Below are 17,703 nucleotides of genomic sequence, written 5' to 3'. Positions count from 1 at the left end.
CCCTTATAATGATACATCTCGCCTGACTGATCATGATGGCAGATAGACCGTATATCGATTCATTCCTTGACAGAGCCTACCATCGCTCCTTTGGCGAAGTGCTTCTGCAGGAATGGATACACTAACATGATAGGAACGGTTGCAATAACGACCGCCGCCATCTTCAACGTTTCCGTCGGGACGGGCCGGTTCACTTGGAAGGCAAAGCCTCCGCCGCTTCCCGATCCCATTGTCGTCGGATCCACAAGCATATTTTGGAGCAGCACTTGCAGCGGCCACATCTTCTGGTCGTTAATAAACATCAGTGCGTTGAAGTACGTATTCCAATAGCCGACCGCAAAGAACAATCCGAAAGCCACCAGCGCCGGCAGCGACAACGGCAGAATGATTCGCCAGAACACGCCGATATCATTGGAGCCGTCAATCATCGCGGCTTCCTCCAGACTGTCCGGAATGCTGTCGAAGAATCCCTTCATGAGCAGCACATACCATGCGCTGGTCAAGCTGGGCAGGATCAGCGACCAGACGCTGTCAATGAGTCCCACATTTCGGACGACCAGATACAGCGGAACCAGCCCCGGCGTGAAGAGAAAGGTGATTAACACCATAATCATGATCGCCTTGCGAAACCGAAGGCGTTTGCGGGACACCGCGTAAGCCATGCCCCCGGTAACGAGCAGACTGAGCAGTGTGCCGACCGTAGCCAGGAACACGCTCACGGAAATCGAGGTGACAAACAATCCGTTGGAGAGCAAATGCTTATAAGCATCCAGCGTCCAAACCCGCGGCCATAATATCAAGCTTCGTTGATAATACTCCACCGGATCGGTAAACGACAAAATAACGGTATAATAAATCGGAAATATCGTTGCCAAACCGATGATCAGCAGCAGTCCGTTATTCACAAGCCCGAACAGCCTGGTTTTCCATCCTTTCTCATGCATGTCTTACTCCTCCTTGTCTTCGCCCATCCATTAGTACAGGCTTTCTTGACCGTACCGCCTCGCCAACCGGTTGGCCGTGACCACCAGAATGACGCCGACAATCGATTTGAATAATCCGATGGCCGTACTGTAGCTGAACTCTCCCTGCCGAATCCCTACCCGGTATACATAGGTATCGAACACTTCGGCTACATTGGTAACAGGTGCATTCATCATCAGATAAATCTGTTCGAATCCCGTATCCAGAATCGTTCCCAGACGGAGGATCAACAGAATCAGGATCACGTTGCGCATCGCGGGCAGGGTAATATGCCACATCCGTCTCATACGGCCCGCACCGTCCATGACGGCTGCTTCATATAATTGCGGGTCCACTCCGGCGATGGCCGCGAGAAAGATGATGGTTCCCCAGCCGACTTCCTTCCAGATGGATTGTCCCGTCAGCATACCCCAGAAGTAGTTCGGGTTGGAGAGAATATCGATCGTCTCCCAATCCATGGAGATAAGCCACTTATTAAACAAGCCCTCCGATTGCGAAAACATCAGGTAGGTTAGCCCGTAGATCAATACCCAGGATAAAAAGTGGGGGATATACACCAGGGATTGAATGGTCCGCTTATAGAAGGAGCTTCGCACTTCATTCAGCATCAAAGATAAAATGATCGGTGCCGGGAAAAAGAAAATCAAGCTTAGAAAACTGATCGCCAGCGTATTGCGCAGCAGCATCCAGAAATCATCGTTGGAGAAAAACCTGGTGAAATGCTCGAACCCAACCCAGGGGCTTCCGAACACCCCAAAGTATGGAGAATACTCCTGGAAGGCAATCACGAGATTCGTAATCGGAATATATTTGAAAATGATAAAAAAGATCAGTCCCGGCAAGACCAGCACGTACAAATACTTGTCGCGCACAACATCCGACCATATCCGCCCCCACTTCGTTTTGGATTTCACGCTTATGGGGGGGCTCCCGTTTCCTTTTGCCGACTGAACGGTTTCTTGTGCTTTCATCGATACTCCCTCACTTTCAGCCTTGTCATCTCGTTCAACATACCGTTCACGGAATGTAGTCCTAATGTAAACGGTTGCAACATTCCCTGCAATTCCACTTTTTTTCCGCCGACTCCAATCCCCTGTCCGTTCGCTGCACAACACAGGGAAATGCTTGGGTCTCTAAGGTATTGAGGAACCTTTCGTTTCCTTGCATTGCACTTTTTTTCCACGGCGAATGAACGTCCGATTCGGTTCATCGCTAACGTTGACCGACCTCAATTGGGAAGATATGATCTTTTCAACTCATCCACTCTTTCGCTATGATAGTATGTAATCATTTACCGGCTCGTTTCGATCAAGCCTTTGATTTGTTTATGCCAACAGGGGGTTAAAGTAATGAGGCAACAGAATCCTGAATCCGTTTTCAAAGGTATTATGTATTGGAGAAGCATCGCGCTTGCCGTGTTGTTAACATGCCTCCCCATCTCGGCCATAACGGCCGTTTACCTTTATGTGGGCAACCAGCATATGATTAACCAATATCAGCAGCGGAACGAGGAAGCTTTGGTTGACGCTGCGAGACAAGTAGACGAGCAATTCACCCAGTTGGTCCACTACGCCCTCAATATGGTGGTAAAACCCCATTTCAAGCCTTCCTTGTCCGATATGGACTTTGTATCGAATATCGAGGAGACAAACGAGCTGTTCAGTACGCTGAACCTGGTGGAGAATGCCGATCCCCTGGTGGATCAGGTCTATCTCTATATCAAAAAGCAAAATAAAATCATGGAGCCTGATCTCGGGCTGCGGACGCTGAATCAGGAACAGGATGCGTTAAACTTCAACAAGCTCATGGAAGGAGATACGGACATGTTCTGGGTCCATGACCTGGAGCGGCCTTTTAACAAGGACAAATCTTCCCACGCGCTTGTCATGCGACTTCCCTTCAACGGTCATACACCCTACGGCGCGATCGTCATCTATATTGACCCGTCGAAGCTGCACGTCATTCGCAATAGCGAGAATCTCTCGTTCCTGCTGGACGACCATGGTCATGTCATCGGGGAGTCGGGGATGAGCCGCAGCATGCCGAAGGCGATGAGCGCGATTCAGGAGCAGCTGAAGCTTCCCGAGAATGCCCGGAGTGCGAATTTGCGGTTGAAGGTTCCGGTCGACCAGGATGTATTGCTGGTGAATACCGTTCAATTCGAAAAGATGCAGCAAAGTTGGACCTATGTTTCAGGCACGCCGCAATCCAAGATCATTGCTCCAACGAAGCCGTATACCCATATCATTCTGATTTGCTTTGCTTTTGCGCTCGCGGCTTCATTGGCTGTGAGCTGGTTTGCCTCTAAGAGCATGTATCGCCCTATTCGCAAGATGCTGAATATGATTGGGGGCGATCAGGCCAAACCGAGCTCGCGATACAATGAGCTGGATTATATTGAACACGAGTGGAAGCAGTACCGGTTCTCGCATGATACGCTGCAAAGCCAGTGGAAGCGATCCTTGCCCGCGATCAGGGAGGCTTATATCAATCAATTTTTGAGTGGACAAGCCGCCCACCTGACGGAGCCCGAATACGTGCTCAAGCTGCAGGAGATGGATCTTGACATTACCGATAAACAGTTCTCGGCCATCGTGCTTCAGCAGCATACCCACGGGGAGGATCGGACGCCGCTGACGGAAAATGACCAGCATCTTCTCACCTATGCCGCTCTGAACGTGATCCAGGAGCTGGCAGAGGACATAAGCGCATATATGCATCCCATCAATTTCTTCGACGGCTCCTTCGGCGTCATCTTGATCGTTCCGGCTTCCCATAAAGCCGATGAACAGACGCGTATAATGAGGCAGCTGTGCGATCAGGTCATGCGGGCTTTGCGCGATACACTCCGCATGTCGGCAACCATCGTATTGGGAGGACCAAGCTCAACCTGGACCGATGTCCCCCATATTCTCGAACAGGCCAAGCGGGCGCTGCATTACCGCTCCTTTGACGCGGGCAGTCAGCTGTTGGAGGCAGAAACCGTGCTTTCCCAGAAAAACGACTGGATCGACTTTCCGCTGGAATTGGAGCAGGATTTCATTCACACCTTGAATCTTGGGCTTCAAGGGGATGCGCTGCGCTCCCTAAGCCGCTTCGTAACGGCGCTTCAAGCCGGAGGAGGCTCGGAGTGGCATGTCCACCACGGTCTCATGCGGTTAATTACCAGCGTTCACCGGTCTATGCTGCAGGCTGGCTTGAATCCATACCAGGTGTACGATTTCTCCAATCTGCAGGAACAGCTGTCCCTGCTTCGGGATCCGAAGGCCTGCGTGACCTGGTTCCAGAAAGAAATCATCGAACCCTACCTCGATCAGTTAACCAAGAACTTCAACAGCTCCATGAAATCGCTGGTCGAAAACGTACTGGAGCAAATCGAGCAAAACGGGATGCAAGACCTGTCCCTGGATACCATGGCCATGGAAGCCGGTGTCAGTGTATCCCAGCTGAGCAAAGCGTTTAAGCAGATGACGGGCACGAATTATATAGACTATTTGACAACCGTGCGCATGAACCGCTGCAAAGAACTGCTGCTGACCACCGATCTTCGCATTCACGAGATTGCGGAAGCCGCAGGATATCAGCCTCCCTACTTCAATCGAATGTTCAAGAAGTTGGAAGGGATCACGCCCGGACAATACCGTCAGCAGGGCATCGGCAAATGACTCGGCATGTCATCCTGATCAGCAATCTCCGTATAATAGGGGACCGCTGAAAAAAGGACTGTCCCTTGGGACAGCCCCGTTTCTGTGTTATGAGTTACGTTCAAGCGTCGTACATGGCGGCACGCTTCCTGTGTTATGACTTACGTTCAAGCGTCGTACATGGCACGCTTCCTGTGTTATGACTTACGTTCCAAGCGTCGTACATGGCGGCACGCTTCCTATGTTATGACTTGCGTTCAAGCGTCGTACATGGCGGCACGCTTCCTGTGTTATGACTTGCGTTCAAGCGTCGTACATGGCGGCACGCTTCTATGACTTACGTTCAAGCGTCGTACATGGCGGCACGCTTAGCGAGTTGCATATTTTAGCGGACTCAGCGGACCTTATTTTGATCAAAAGCACCATTTCTCGAATGGTGACGGACATGAGGTCCGTTATTCACCGAATATGGCCCTTATTTTTCGGATTATACGCTAATTAACGGAACAGGTGTCCCATAGATCGGCAAAAACGAGCCCATAGCGAAAATAACGGATCTGAGGTCCGATCCTGCTGCTGCCGGACCGTAACTCGTTCCGGCTTGCAACTTGAAGCTACGGCAAACTTTCGGAACACTGCGTCCCCTACGCCACCGATCCCACGCCAGCCGGGCTTGCTACGCGGCCAGGCCGTAACTCGTTCCGGCTTGCAGCTGGATGCTACGGCAAACTTTCGGAACACTGCGCCCCCCACGCCACCAATCCCACGCCAGCCGGGCTTGGTTACGCTGCCGGCTTGGTTACGCTGCCGGCTTGGTTACGCGGCCGGGCTTGGTTACGCGGTCGGCTTCGGTTACGCGGCCGGGCTTAGTTCCTAGGGCCGTGCCCTCTGGAGTATTCCCCACAGAGCAGCCGTACCCGCTCTCTCTATTGATTTACGAGAGTCACCGTACCTGCTCTCTATTGTTTTACGAGAGCGCCGTTACCCGCTTTCTCTATTCATGTCTAACGCCCCATAAACCCCTTCCCCTTCAGGAAGTCCTTCATGTGCAGCCTTACCGGCTCTGTCAGGCGTTTAGCCATAAGCGCTGACCACGGCGTGTTGTTTTTGCCATGGGTACGTTGGGACAAATATTCGGAAGAGGTTCGATCGTAATTCTTCACTTCCTCTGTAGCCGCGCGATGATAGCTGTCGCGGTGCAAAACAGCCTCCACCGGAAGCCGAGGGCGAAGCCCCGGCTCCTGATCCGGGTAGCCCAGGCACATGCCAAATACCGGATAGACCAGCTCCGGCAGTTCCAAAGCCTCGGAGAATTCGGCAATGGAGTTGCGGACCCCACCTATGTATACGATGCCAAGACCAAGCGATTCCGCAGCAATCGCGGCATTCTGCGCAGCCAAAGCGGCATCCACCGTGGCCACGATGAAATTCTCGGTCGAATCTTCATACGTCTCTTGATCAACCGCGTGCGCCTCTGCGCTTTTTTTCAAACGATACAGATCCGCGCACCACACCAGAAATACCGGGCATTCCACAATATACGCCTGATTTCCCGCTAAAGCGGCCAACCGCTGCTTCTTCTCCGGATTGGTAACGGCAATCACGCTGTATGCCTGGACGTTGCTTGAGGTTGATGCCATCTGACCTGCTGCCACAACTGTCCTTAGCTGCTCCTCGGACACGGGCCGATCCGAATATTTACGAATCGATCGATGGTTCATCAGAAGTGATATGGTATCATTCATCGGGTATCCACTCCTTAGGCTCTTAAAGAATTGTTCCATCTATTATGAAACTTCGGCTTGGGCAGTGCAAGCTTAAGGCGGCCAGCGACCGAAGCGCAAAAAAACCGGCTTGCTGTCGATCGCCTTCAGCAGCCGGCTCCTATTTTAGCCAAAACTCGCGGCTTTGGATTGTTCCAGGGAATCTTACGTTAGGACACGATATCGTAGCCTTGCTCTTCAATCGCTTCTTTCAATGCTTCAAGGGTGACCTTGGTTTCGTCGTATTCGACGGCCACTGTATTGGATGCAAGATCGACTTTACCAGAAGCTCCCGCATTCTTCAGCGCGCCTTCCACCGAGTTCACGCAATGGTTGCAGGACATGCCTTCCACTGTCAATGTCACTTGTTTCATGTTGTCGTCCTCCTATCATATAATGTTGTACCATTTAACCTTACTATACCCCCCATAGGTATGTAAAGTTCAAGAATTTGCTCTTTTCTGCAACAGAAACACGAAAAAAGTAGGAAGATTTATCCTTTTAATCTGTTATAATGTACATAATTCATTAGATTCATACAGGAAGGGACAAGCTTTTTATCAGACCCTTACATTTTTTTCATAAAATTTGATTTTTGTTGAAGGAATTTCCAATTCGCTGTCGAACTATCTTAATTACAGAGATAATGAACTATGAAAGTAGGAATTCTATCATGGTATTTGACGGCATTATACTCGGGTTAATTGTCGGACTGATACGTGGCGGACTCCGTCATGGACTGCAGCAATTCAGTAAGATTCGTCTGAAGGGCGGCTTAATCTTCCCTATACTCCTGATTGTGCAGCTGCTGATATTCCGCTTTCAAGTGAACTCTGATTGGTTGGCAGCCGCAAGCGGCTACGTCTTTATGTTCATCTATGTTGCCGGCATGATCTTTCTCTGGATGAACCGGGATCAGAAAGGTTTTGGCAGCATCTTGGCAGGTGTCTTTCTGAATTTCCTTGTCATGGCAGTGAACGGTGGCAGAATGCCCGTTTCCATGAGCGCAGCTTCCGTGCTGGATCCCGTTTATGTGGACATGCTAATGGATGCCACAGCTACTACCAAGCACTATCTTATGGACGCTTCTACCCGCCTGTCCCTTCTTGGTGACATCATTCCATTATCTCCACCCTATCCAAGAACGCAGGTAATCAGTATCGGAGATATTATCATGAATATCGGTATATTCCTCTACATTGTCCATTTTATGACTTCCGGGAAGAATACCAATGTTCAAACCTTAATGCGCAAATCCGATACGACTGAACATGCTGAACCGCAGAATTAATCATACATCATACCACCTGGAAAGGAGGGAGAACTATGAAGAAAACTGATAAAATTAAGTATTCCCGCATCGTATTGAATGCGATCATCGTTGCTTCCGTTGTTGTCGCTCTGACTTCCGGATACAGATTGGGATAACATAAATATCTAAAAAAACAGGCTGGAATGCTCAGCCTGTTTTTTTACATCTTTTTCGTTGTTTTGCGACGCAATATATCTTAAAATGTGGAGAATACACACCATGCTTTTTTAATTGAGGAGAAACCGTTATGTCCATATTCAAGCGTCCTAAGATTTCCAGGGAACTTCCGGGACAGCTGTACTTTGTGTTCATTTCACTTATGGGCTGTATAACCTTTCTACTAGTACATCAAGGAGAATTTATATACTACTCTCCTTCACAGTGGGTATGGGTTTATGCAATGTTAGGCGCCGCCCTAATATTAAATTACTTCACCTTCCAGCTGCCGCCTGAGGGTAATTTGCAATCTATGGATTCTTCCGTTTATTTAGCTTGCATATTTATATATGGCGCCCCCTTTGCTCTTTCGGTAATCCTATTCAATACTCTAGCAACAGCACTGTATGACAGGAAGATCCCTTTTTGGAAGCATTTTGTCAACTTCTCCATATATACACTCATGATCGTTGGTTCCTCGCTTGTTTTTAAGGCTGCAGGAGGACAACCGGGCCCCATCATCAATGATCATTTTGGTGCTTATCTTGGCGCCCTGCTCGTCTATTTTATTATTAACGTGTTTCTGCTTGGATTTTATTATTACTTGTTATATCGGGGATCTTTATACGACATTCTGAAGTCCTTCATTAAAGACACCCTGCTCGTGTATTTAAGTACACTCATACTGTCGCTCGTCCTCTCCGTTCTTATCGTACATAACGGCGTATTCGGTCTCACCTTATTCATAGGCCTGAGCGTGATGCTCTCTTATTCCTTTAAACAGCTATTCACGATGTATAACGAAGTACAGGAAAAAGCAATCAAGGATCAACGGACAAGCCTGTATAATCACAGTTATTTTGAAAGCCTGCTGGAAGACGAGATCAAGAAAGCCAAGGCTAATGAGACGCCATTGTCGCTGGCTATGATCGATATCGATGATTTCAAGAAATACAACGATCAATTCGGACACCTGAAAGGGGACATGCTGCTAGGATTTCTCGGCAATTACCTCAAGGTGGAATCCGAAACGGCCGAGGTGGTGGCTTCCCGTTTCGGCGGTGAGGAATTCACGATTCTAATGCCGGGTTACGATGACAATAAGGCCCGTTCCTTCATTAACAGGCTCCGCAAAAAACTGAACGATACCTATTTTGACGGCGTCGAGATTTTCCCCTCCGGGTGTCTCTCCTTCTCTGCCGGCGTTGCGTCCTATCGGATTGATATCCATGACAAGTCACAGCTTGTCGAGCTTGCCGATCAGGCGCTGTACTATGCCAAGAAGCAGGGTAAGAATAATGTGCATGTATACGGGAGCGGCGCCGAAAAAGAATCCGAGATCGACTTCGCGGAAGATGTCCGCGATATTGAGCAGCAGCTGAAGCTGTTCTTGTATAAAGATGTAGATACGTTCAAACACTCCAAACGGGTATTCCGCTATGCCATGGACATCAGCGAAGTGCTCGGGCTTGATAGTGTGGAGCGACGCAATTTTGTACTCGGCGCACTCATTCACGATATCGGCAAGCTGGAGATTCCTTGGGGGATCTTGAACAAACGGGACAAGCTCACGGCCGGCGAATGGGAAACCGTCAAACGGCATGTCAGCTGGGGTAAACGCATTGCGGAAACGAACGAGAAATTCAAGGAACTGGTTCCTTACATCGAATTGCACCATGAAAGATATGATGGCGGCGGATATCCGCACGGCTTCAAAGGCAGCCAAATCCCCAAGCTGTGCCGGATGCTGACCATTATCGATTCCTTTGACGCGATGACAACGGAACGGCCTTACCAAAAAACGAAAACCTTCGAGGAGGGAATTGAGGAATTGCTCCGCTGCTCGGGCACGCAATTCGACCCGGAGCTTGTTGAGCTCTTTATCCGTTATTTAAGACTCAAAGCAGAAGCGCAGCAGCAGCCTGCAGCCGGTTCGGAGACGTCTTAATAAGACCTATGCCCCCTCCCGTTATCACCTCTCCATGTTTGATACTTCCCCAAATAAGGTATAAAGGTAGTATCACAACGATAAATGAGGTGAGCAACGGTGGCTGACAAGAAAAAGGATCTACCGCTTCACAACGGTCCCGGCAACATGGATCACCCTGAACAATATCCGACGGAACAAGAAAGCCTGTTCGATATGCACGAGAGCGAGCAGCATGTGGACCCCATTCCGATGGAGGACGCCAGGCTGGAGCGCCAGGAAGAGAAGCAGCGGGACGGGACGTCAAAGAATCGTTCATCCAGTAACGATAAGTATCACAGCGGCTTTTAATAGTGGGCTGACCCTGTCGCTGCAGCTTAACTTGAACTTATGGGCTCCGTTTTGGCGGAGCCTTTTTATTTCATCGTTTTTTCTTTAATATATAAGAGTATGTATGATGATTTGAACCCTAGAGATTATATAAAAGAGTGGAGTGGACCCTTTGTTTTCCATATGGACGTTAAACCGTGTGCAGCGAAGGATGCTGCTGGTACTGATTGCAGCGGTTCTGGTTATGTCATGTCTGCTGGTTCTTACCGGTCTTCATGAACGTTCCCCGAGCATAAGCAGCGTGATTGAAGAACGATATATTCAAAGTGCGGCCATGATCAGCCACCCCGGTGGAGACCTGGAAGTCCATGCCTCCAGCGTCATGCCCGGTGTGCCGCTTATGATTGCCGGACTTACCGCCTTATTCGGAAGCATGGATGCTGCCCTGATTGCCTACCAGCTGCTCCAATGCGTCTTTCATGCAATTTCCGTCTACTTGGTTTTCGTGCTGTCCCGCTACATGTTTAATACGCGAATCGCTTTTCTGTCATGTTTGATTTACGCGCTGTTCTGGCCGGCTTACGGCGCAGTCCGGCTGATCCTGCCGGATACGACCATGCAAACCTTGATGCTGCTTCTGGTTTGCGCCGTCATCGGAGCGCTTGAATTGAAGCAGGCTGGCTGGTACGCGGCTGCCGGCGCGCTTACGGCGCTTATGGCATGCTACAACCTTCAGGCGCTGCTGTACCCTGTACTGTTCATTCCCTTTTGGATCAAGTACCGCAGTCCGGTCAAAATCGTAACCGGCGGGCTCGTTCTTATTAGCGCGGGTTATTTGCTCATCTTGTCTCCATGGTGGCTGAACATCCCGCTGTTCAATCGTTTGATGTATATGTCCGGTCCGTGGAACCTTGCCTCGCTGTGGCTGGAATCGAGATACATCGAAGGCAACCCTCTGGTTCATCTCTTCCGGAGTATATTTGCCGGCCGTACCTCCAAATATGCAGCAGCGATCGGAAATGAGGAGGCAAGAAAGGTCGTACAATCCGCATTGGACGCCGTCCGTCTCGTCATGCTGTTTGCCGGGGTTGCCGGCGTTATCTGGTCGGTTTGGAAATATCGTCTGAAACGGCAGCTCCCGGTGCTGCTGACCCTACTGTATTTTATTGCCGCCGAATGGTTGGTTCCCAGCCTGGACGGTACCGGATTTCCTTATTCGGTCTTCCTGCTCCTCTACGCTGCTTTTCTCACGGACAAAGCGATTATCTATGCACATAAGACCCGCCTGCTTCGTAAGTAAGCTTCAACGCGAAGTCTATCATTCCATCATCATGAGCCTTCTGCGCCTGAAAGCACTTTGATCCGTGCCTTCAGGCGTTTTTTCATATTTATCCAGAACCTTTCAGGCTGATGAAACGTCTATAATATAACTTCGTTTTCATATATCCCAGCCAAGAGAGGTGTCAGGTAGGTATGAAAATAAACCGTAAATATATCACCATTCTCAGCATCGCTGTGGCAAGCGTCCTGACGGTAAGCATCATACTATTCTTTACGGATGCTTCGCATCGCTCGGGCCAGAATGACCGCATGAACGACACTATGAACGGACAGGCGCTGATTCAAGTCGGTTCCACCTACATCACGCATACCAATTTAACTGCCTATAAGAATAACCTCGCGCATAGCACCGCGCCCCTTCCTGATGACTCCACGCTTCTTAAAGAAATGGCAACAAAGGAATTGATGCTTCAATTGGCCGACGAACAAGGCGTCGCGGCGAGTCTGGAGGATGGAATTCAAAGGGCCAACGCGCTTCGGCAAACGCTCCAGACCCAGCCGCGACAGGTGCAAGAACAGCACCTGCGCATACTGGATACGATGGGCATCAGCGAAGATCAGTACTGGGAAGACTACTCTCCGCCGGAATATCGGGATATGTTATCGATCGAACGATTAGTGAATAAACTGACGACGGATATGAAGACAAACCAGTCTGACGTCATAACCAGCACACAGCAACTGAAGGATGAACTGCTGCACACCGCGTTGGATGAACAGCGGATTATCGTGTTGGATCCAGATATTGAATTGAGGTAACGCCGAATTGGTATATAATAGTGTAAAAGTCTACCGCCATGGGAGGATAATATGAAAAAACGTTTCTTGTCGGCGTGGCGGTGACAGCCGGCACGGCCGTTGGCGCTGCTGCTGTTTTCTAAAAGCCGTACCGTCCCATTCCAAAATCCTGGTCAACGGATCGGAAGCCAAGCTGTCCGAGTCCCCCGTTGTCATTCAGAACAAGCTCTACGTCCCCTTGCGGGACTTCTCGGAAGCGCTTGAATATCAGATCGGCTCTGTCGGTGCCGATGCGATCGGGATGATTCCCAAATCCTCGAATGGAGAGGCAACAGCTTACATAAACAAGAACAGCAAGTGATTTCCGAATGCTGCACGGCGCGTGAGCCCCCAATTACCGCATTCCCCCTTTCGATGCAGCACTTCATATTCTATCGGAAGCCCGCTCACCTGGCGGGCTTTTACTTTTGCGGTTTTCGGGATAAACCCAGTACCATGTTTCACAGCCTAACTGTAACTTTATGCCCTGGTTATACGTGTGTTACATAGAGGGGAGGACATGAAACTGAACAGTCTGGAATCGATTTATCAATATTACGTGAAAGACGTTTATCGTTACTTGTACTCCCTCTCTTACGATCACCATACGGCCGAAGACCTGGTACAGGAAACCTTTTACCGGGCATATCTGTATCTCGAGGATTGGAAGGAAGAACGAATCAAGCCATGGCTATTTCGGGTTGCCCATAACGCTTATGTGGATTATCAGCGCAAAGCGAGCCGAAGCATCGTCAAGGATGCTGTTTTTTTCGAGCAGATGGTTGACCGGAACACCCCGGAGAATGCGCTGCTCCAGCAAGAAGTCCAAAGAGAAATCGGACGGATGTTAACCGATATTCCGGAGAAGCAGCGGCAAGCGGTGCTACTGGTGGATTTTCATCAGTTCTCATACCAGGAGGCGGCGGATATTATGGGCATCACCTTATCCCATATCAAAATCACGTTATTTCGGGCCAGGCAGCGGCTGCGGGACATGAAACGAAAGGACGGGACGTTATGAGCGAAGAATTCAAACAGCGGCTGAGGGATTATGCAGATGGCAAGCTGTCTGACGAGGAAAAAATCGAAATCGAACGGGAAATGGAGAAGCTGGAGGAATACCAGTCTTACGTGAACGAAATGATGGATAACGAAGGTTCGAGCGATGCCAGCCCTCCACATGCCGCTGACGATCAGACCGGCCTTTCGCCCAAGAGAGAAAAGCGAATCGTGCGCCGGGGCAAATGGCGAGCTCGGATTTCTAATACGATGACGGTGATATCGGCGTTTCTGGCTATATTGGTCATCAGCTCGATCATTACGGCGCTTTTTTACGGGGTCGGCGATCCCAGCCGCAACGATAAATACCGGGATGCCATTGCTTCCGCCATCTCAATCTCAAAACCTAATATCGACGTTCGTCTAAACAGTCAGGTCAGAACCTTCTTCCGTCAGGAAGTGTACGGGGACATGGACAAACAGGTGGGGAGCGAACGAGTAACTATCGGCGAATACACCGTCAACTTCCTGTTCGGGCTGCCCACCGTCGATGTGGATTGGAATAATGGCAGCTCGGGTTCATCGCAGATTTTCTACCGTCCGAATAGTCAACCGGAGACTTCGTCTGCGAATCCGGAGAAAGCTCGTAAAGAACAGTCAAAAGAACAACCAGATTCCTCTTCCGCCAAGAGCGGGGACTGGGCCAGGCTTGAAAAGCTCCCCGAGGGTACCGTGGCCGAGGCTTATGTATCGTTTAACCGCTTCTTCACGACCGACGAGCTGCTGAAGCAGTTCGAGAACCGGAATATGGAGGCCGTCTGGTTTGCCGTAGATACCGGACCGGATGAACGATTCGGCGGCGGAGACGATGTGATCTCCAATCCTGTCGGCTTTCCGTCTTATCCCGTCTGGCATCATGATGATTTGACGATTACCTCCTATAAGGAAGAAAAACGCGGTTGGTTTGGCAAAATCGTGTCCAGCGGCGGACATTACCCTTCAATAGAAACCTATGGAGACGGGGAACTGCGGAATGAGCACTTCATCAAATCGCTGCGGCTGCTGCAAGAGTATGACCTGATTGCCAGCGGGGTGGCTCCGTTTGTTGACGTAGATGCTTCGTTAGCTTACGTGGAACAAAACGGCGTTCGTCTCTATGGTGCCGTCATTACCGGCCCTGTTAAGGAGCTGTTGACCCTGCGTGAGGTATCCTGGGTCCGCGACCTGCGGGTCGGAGAAGTGCGGCTGTGGAACTGGACCCAGTGATGGTCTTCTGGCGAATGCCGTATACTTCAACAGGCTTGCTGACATAAATAATGTCAACAGCCATCCAGGCCTCCCCCCGACCACGCACCGTGCACCACAGGGAGCCGTGCACACGATGTGGCAAATCACATAAGGGCAACAGCTATCCCGGACTCCCCTATTTTGAGCCCGGGATTTTTGTTATTCATATAAATGATTCAGGTCATGAATGATCTGCGCTGCCTGCGCTTGCCTCATGTGACCATAACTCCATTTGCTGCTTCCTCTCCCGCTCCTCCCGGATCCGGCGGTCCCTCTCCATCGCTTCAGCCATATAGTCTCGCGGCTTCAGCTTCCCGTTGATGTTCAGCAAAATGCCTATCATAATGAGCTGCAAAATAGCAATAACAACCAGCATAAGAGTCCTCCTTGAACATGGTCTGTTCTTTTTTTGCTCTTCTAAAAGCATTCCTAAATGATATAACACTTTCCCCGGGTGTAAAGTTGGTTCGTATCCATGGGTTGGGCTGACAGATGTGTCGGAACAAATCAGCTCAATTCTGGCGTGCGCCTCTGAAATTCACATCATGAATTCATAAGTGTTCGCATCCCGGGGTTCTTATCCATATCCTGCGCTTTGCCAGACTTCCGAGAATCCGGTAAACTGGTAGAACGATAACCGAAATACGAAATGATTGGTGAATTTCATGACATCCATACCCTTTTATAAACGCCCATACGGCGGTGAGCGTCAGGATATTCCGTTTGCCAAGCTGGCTACCTTCGAGAACAGCCAGGACCTGATCAGCGATGACGCGCCGGATGCGGCTTTTTTTCGCGGCTTGGAATCACAGGGGCTGCTGCTTAATCGCGCCCAAGTCCAGGCTGTACGACATACGCAAGGACCGCTGCTTACGCTTGCAGGCGCGGGTTCCGGGAAGACCTCCGTGCTGGTCAGCCGGACAGGCTACCTCATTGCGGCCAAGAAGATCGATCCGTCTTCCATCCTGCTTGTCACCTTCTCATCCAAGGCGGCAGCCGAGATGAAGGAACGCATCATGGCGCTTCCCGGTTTACGGGCTAGCGAAACCGCCAAAGTAACGGCAAGAACCTTCCACTCCTTCTTCTTGTACTTGCTGCGCACCCGCGGCTACAGGCAGGAAATCCTGAGCAACGCCAGGCATCAGCAATTTATTATGAAGCGGATCCTGCGGGAAATGGGCTTGCAGGATAGCTACGAAGCCGAGACGCTGCTATCGCTCTGGTCGGCCCATCGAATGAGTATGACCGGACTTGACGAGCTGCCTGTCAAAACACCTGCGGAAGTGGAGCAAAGGCAAATCTTCGCCCGTTATGAAGCGTGGAAGGAAGACCACGGCCAGATGGATTTCGATGATATTCTGGTCATGTCCCACCGTCTGCTGTCTCAGGATCCCGGATTGCTGGCCTCCCTTCAAAGGCGGTACCGTTATGTGATGGTCGACGAGTTTCAGGATACGGGACTGCTGCCCTATGAGCTGCTAAAGAAGATGGTCGCCCCGCATCGCAACCTGATGGTTGTCGGTGACGATGACCAGACCATATATGGCTTCAACGGGGCGCGAAACGAATTCATTCTCGAATTCGACCAGACGTTTCCCGGGGCCAAGGTGGTGACACTGGATATCAATTATCGTTCCCTCTCCTCGATTGTCGGGCTGGGGAATGAAATAATCCGCGTCAATGAACGCCGCCGTCCCAAACAGCTGCGGTCTACCCGCAAGAGCAGCAGCGTACCGCTATACCTTCGTCCAGGCGATCCCGACCAAGAAGCGGAGCTGCTGCTGACTCATATTACCGAACAGATCCGGGAGCACGGAAAGCAGTACCGCGATCATGCGATTCTGTACCGAACCGCGAACAACAGCCGGGCTATTTTCGAACAGCTCGTGATGCGGGAGATTCCGTTCATTCATTACGAGAATGGAGATCTGTTCTACGAGCAGTGGATTGTCAAACCGCTCATGGACCATCTGCGGCTGTCGCTGGACCGGCGCAATTTTACGGCAATGGAGGGCATGCTCCATACGCTGTACATGAACCGGGACAAAGGCATGGCTTTCATTCGGCAGCAGGATGCCCCGCGTCCCAAGAAGGGCCCTCTATCTCATCTTCTATCCTTTCCTGGCCTGAAGGATTTCCAGGTCGAGAATATTAAAGATCGCACAAAGCTCATTAAGGGACTAAAGGCGATGGAGCCCCTTCAGGCTATACAGGAAATGAGACGGCAATTCTATGACAAGTTTCTGGAAGCAGACGAGCGGCAGGAAATCACCCTCCATAAAGAATTCATACAGGAAGGACTAGATGAGTTGGAGGCTTCGGCGAAGCGCTTTGGCGATATAGCTGAGTTCGTCGAATTTGTTGATCGACTGATCATCATTCATAAGGAAATGGCGGCTATGAAACGGGACGAGCAGGCCGATGCCGTCCGGTTAATGACGATCCATAAATCCAAAGGGCTGGAGTTTCCCTCGGTATGCCTGATCGGGGCAAGCGAGGGCATTCTGCCGCATACGTCCGCTTTGGACGCCGAACGCAGGGACGATCAGCGTCCGCTGTCGGACAAAGAGGATAAGGCACTGGATGCGCTGGAAGAGGAGCGCAGATTGGCTTATGTCGCTATCACGAGGGCACGGGATGAACTGATTGTCAGTTCGCCGGGCTTTTATCGGGGGCGAAAAGCGGAGGTTTCCCGCTTCTTCCGCGATGTGTTTGTCACGGACGAGCAGAGCAAACAAGGCAACAGCATACAAAGCAAAAGCATACAAAGCAAGGGCGGCGGGTCGACGGCGCGCTCGTCGTTTACGCCAAAACGCACGATCCGCATAGAGACCTCTACCTCAGCCTCAACCTCAGCCAAGCGCTCATCCCTGCCTTCATCTGCTGGGCGGACAACGGTGAGCGCGGCCAGTCAGAGGAGCCAACCCATCGGTACAGGCTCCTCTCCCAGCTCACAGCATCAGGCTGCACCCGCTGCGACGGAGATCGTCGACGTGTGGTTATGCACCAGCGCCAATTGCAAAGGCTGGCAGCGAGTCAACCAGAGAATCCCTGCTGGTACACGGGATCGGGAGAGCAAGGCCTGTCCTTTATGCCAGTCGCCTATGAAACAGGGGCGTAAAGAAGTTCCGGTGCATCAGAGGCGTTAGGGACCAGTAGTTCCTTGAATTACCGAAAATCATG

The 17,703-nt window shown here is 50.6% G+C and carries 16 protein-coding genes; 11 read left to right on the top strand and 5 right to left on the bottom strand.

The features are described from left to right. Nucleotides 1–59: 59 nt before the first annotated feature. Both OHJ21_RS23210 and OHJ21_RS23205 read right to left on the bottom strand, forming a co-directional pair. Nucleotides 60–944 (bottom strand): carbohydrate ABC transporter permease, encoded by an 885-nt coding sequence (locus OHJ21_RS23210; protein ID WP_100539971.1) that lies wholly within the window; start codon nt 942–944, stop codon nt 60–62. Between the two features lie 30 nt (nt 945–974). Continuing rightward, nucleotides 975–1,955: an ABC transporter permease gene (locus OHJ21_RS23205; RefSeq protein WP_486021253.1), complete on the bottom strand. Its 981-nt coding sequence runs from the start codon at nt 1,953–1,955 to the stop codon at nt 975–977. A gap of 378 nt (nt 1,956–2,333) precedes the next feature. Here OHJ21_RS23205 and OHJ21_RS23200 point away from each other — a divergent pair, with 378 nt between their 5' ends. Then, nucleotides 2,334–4,649: a helix-turn-helix domain-containing protein gene (locus tag OHJ21_RS23200; protein WP_486021251.1), complete on the top strand. Its 2,316-nt coding sequence runs from the start codon at nt 2,334–2,336 to the stop codon at nt 4,647–4,649. Between the two features lie 580 nt (nt 4,650–5,229). Beyond that, on the top strand, nt 5,230–5,505 hold the full coding sequence (locus OHJ21_RS23195) for a hypothetical protein (RefSeq protein ID WP_486021250.1): 276 nt from the start codon (nt 5,230–5,232) through the stop codon (nt 5,503–5,505). 127 nt (nt 5,506–5,632) lie between these two features. Here OHJ21_RS23195 and nfsA read toward each other — a convergent pair whose 3' ends face one another. Together nfsA and OHJ21_RS23185 are read right to left on the bottom strand one after the other, a co-directional pair. After that, nucleotides 5,633–6,373 carry an oxygen-insensitive NADPH nitroreductase gene (gene nfsA / locus OHJ21_RS23190; RefSeq protein ID WP_326119075.1) on the bottom strand — a complete coding sequence of 247 codons (741 nt, stop codon included), beginning with the start codon at nt 6,371–6,373 and terminating at the stop codon, nt 5,633–5,635. Nucleotides 6,374–6,561: 188 nt separating this feature from the next. Beyond that, nucleotides 6,562–6,765: a cation transporter gene (locus tag OHJ21_RS23185; protein WP_100539966.1), complete on the bottom strand. Its 204-nt coding sequence runs from the start codon at nt 6,763–6,765 to the stop codon at nt 6,562–6,564. A 299-nt stretch (nt 6,766–7,064) separates the two neighbouring features. Between OHJ21_RS23185 and OHJ21_RS23180 the strand changes: the two genes are divergently transcribed. The 8 genes from OHJ21_RS23180 (at nt 7,065) to OHJ21_RS23145 (ending at nt 14,499) form a co-directional block, all read left to right on the top strand. Beyond that, entirely contained in the window at nt 7,065–7,682 is a 618-nt protein-coding gene (locus OHJ21_RS23180; RefSeq protein ID WP_100539965.1) for a DUF5317 domain-containing protein, read from the top strand. A gap of 268 nt (nt 7,683–7,950) precedes the next feature. Further along, on the top strand, nt 7,951–9,807 hold the full coding sequence (locus tag OHJ21_RS23175) for a bifunctional diguanylate cyclase/phosphohydrolase (protein ID WP_100539964.1): 1,857 nt from the start codon (nt 7,951–7,953) through the stop codon (nt 9,805–9,807). A gap of 99 nt (nt 9,808–9,906) precedes the next feature. Beyond that, a complete protein-coding gene (locus OHJ21_RS23170; RefSeq protein ID WP_100539963.1) occupies nt 9,907–10,137 on the top strand; it encodes a hypothetical protein in 231 nt (76 codons plus the stop codon). Nucleotides 10,138–10,315: 178 nt separating this feature from the next. After that, on the top strand, nt 10,316–11,416 hold the full coding sequence (locus OHJ21_RS23165; RefSeq protein WP_326111416.1) for an ArnT family glycosyltransferase: 1,101 nt from the start codon (nt 10,316–10,318) through the stop codon (nt 11,414–11,416). Nucleotides 11,417–11,589: 173 nt separating this feature from the next. Further along, nucleotides 11,590–12,216: a hypothetical protein gene (locus tag OHJ21_RS23160; RefSeq protein ID WP_486021248.1), complete on the top strand. Its 627-nt coding sequence runs from the start codon at nt 11,590–11,592 to the stop codon at nt 12,214–12,216. A gap of 145 nt (nt 12,217–12,361) precedes the next feature. Next, nucleotides 12,362–12,556, top strand: a complete 195-nt coding sequence (locus OHJ21_RS23155) for a stalk domain-containing protein (protein ID WP_486021317.1) — start codon at nt 12,362–12,364, stop codon at nt 12,554–12,556. A gap of 198 nt (nt 12,557–12,754) precedes the next feature. Beyond that, nucleotides 12,755–13,255 carry a sigma-70 family RNA polymerase sigma factor gene (locus OHJ21_RS23150; RefSeq protein WP_486021246.1) on the top strand — a complete coding sequence of 167 codons (501 nt, stop codon included), beginning with the start codon at nt 12,755–12,757 and terminating at the stop codon, nt 13,253–13,255. Further along, nucleotides 13,252–14,499, top strand: a complete 1,248-nt coding sequence (locus tag OHJ21_RS23145) for an anti sigma factor C-terminal domain-containing protein (protein WP_486021245.1) — start codon at nt 13,252–13,254, stop codon at nt 14,497–14,499. Before OHJ21_RS23150 ends, OHJ21_RS23145 begins: the two co-directional genes overlap by 4 nt. A 202-nt stretch (nt 14,500–14,701) precedes the next feature. Here the strand turns inward: OHJ21_RS23145 and OHJ21_RS23140 are convergent, their stop codons facing one another. Continuing rightward, nucleotides 14,702–14,896, bottom strand: a complete 195-nt coding sequence (locus OHJ21_RS23140; RefSeq protein ID WP_100539958.1) for a hypothetical protein — start codon at nt 14,894–14,896, stop codon at nt 14,702–14,704. A 289-nt stretch (nt 14,897–15,185) separates the two neighbouring features. Here OHJ21_RS23140 and OHJ21_RS23135 point away from each other — a divergent pair, with 289 nt between their 5' ends. Continuing rightward, nucleotides 15,186–17,669: a UvrD-helicase domain-containing protein gene (locus OHJ21_RS23135; protein ID WP_486021315.1), complete on the top strand. Its 2,484-nt coding sequence runs from the start codon at nt 15,186–15,188 to the stop codon at nt 17,667–17,669. Nucleotides 17,670–17,703 lie beyond the last annotated feature (34 nt).

It is taken from the genome of Virgibacillus sp. LDC1 (genome assembly GCF_025792345.1).
Lineage (GTDB): Bacteria > Bacillota > Bacilli > Paenibacillales > Paenibacillaceae > Paenibacillus_AQ > Paenibacillus_AQ lautus.
The sequence above is the reverse complement of the archived record's forward strand: the minus strand, read 5'-3'. Positions and strand labels throughout refer to the sequence as shown.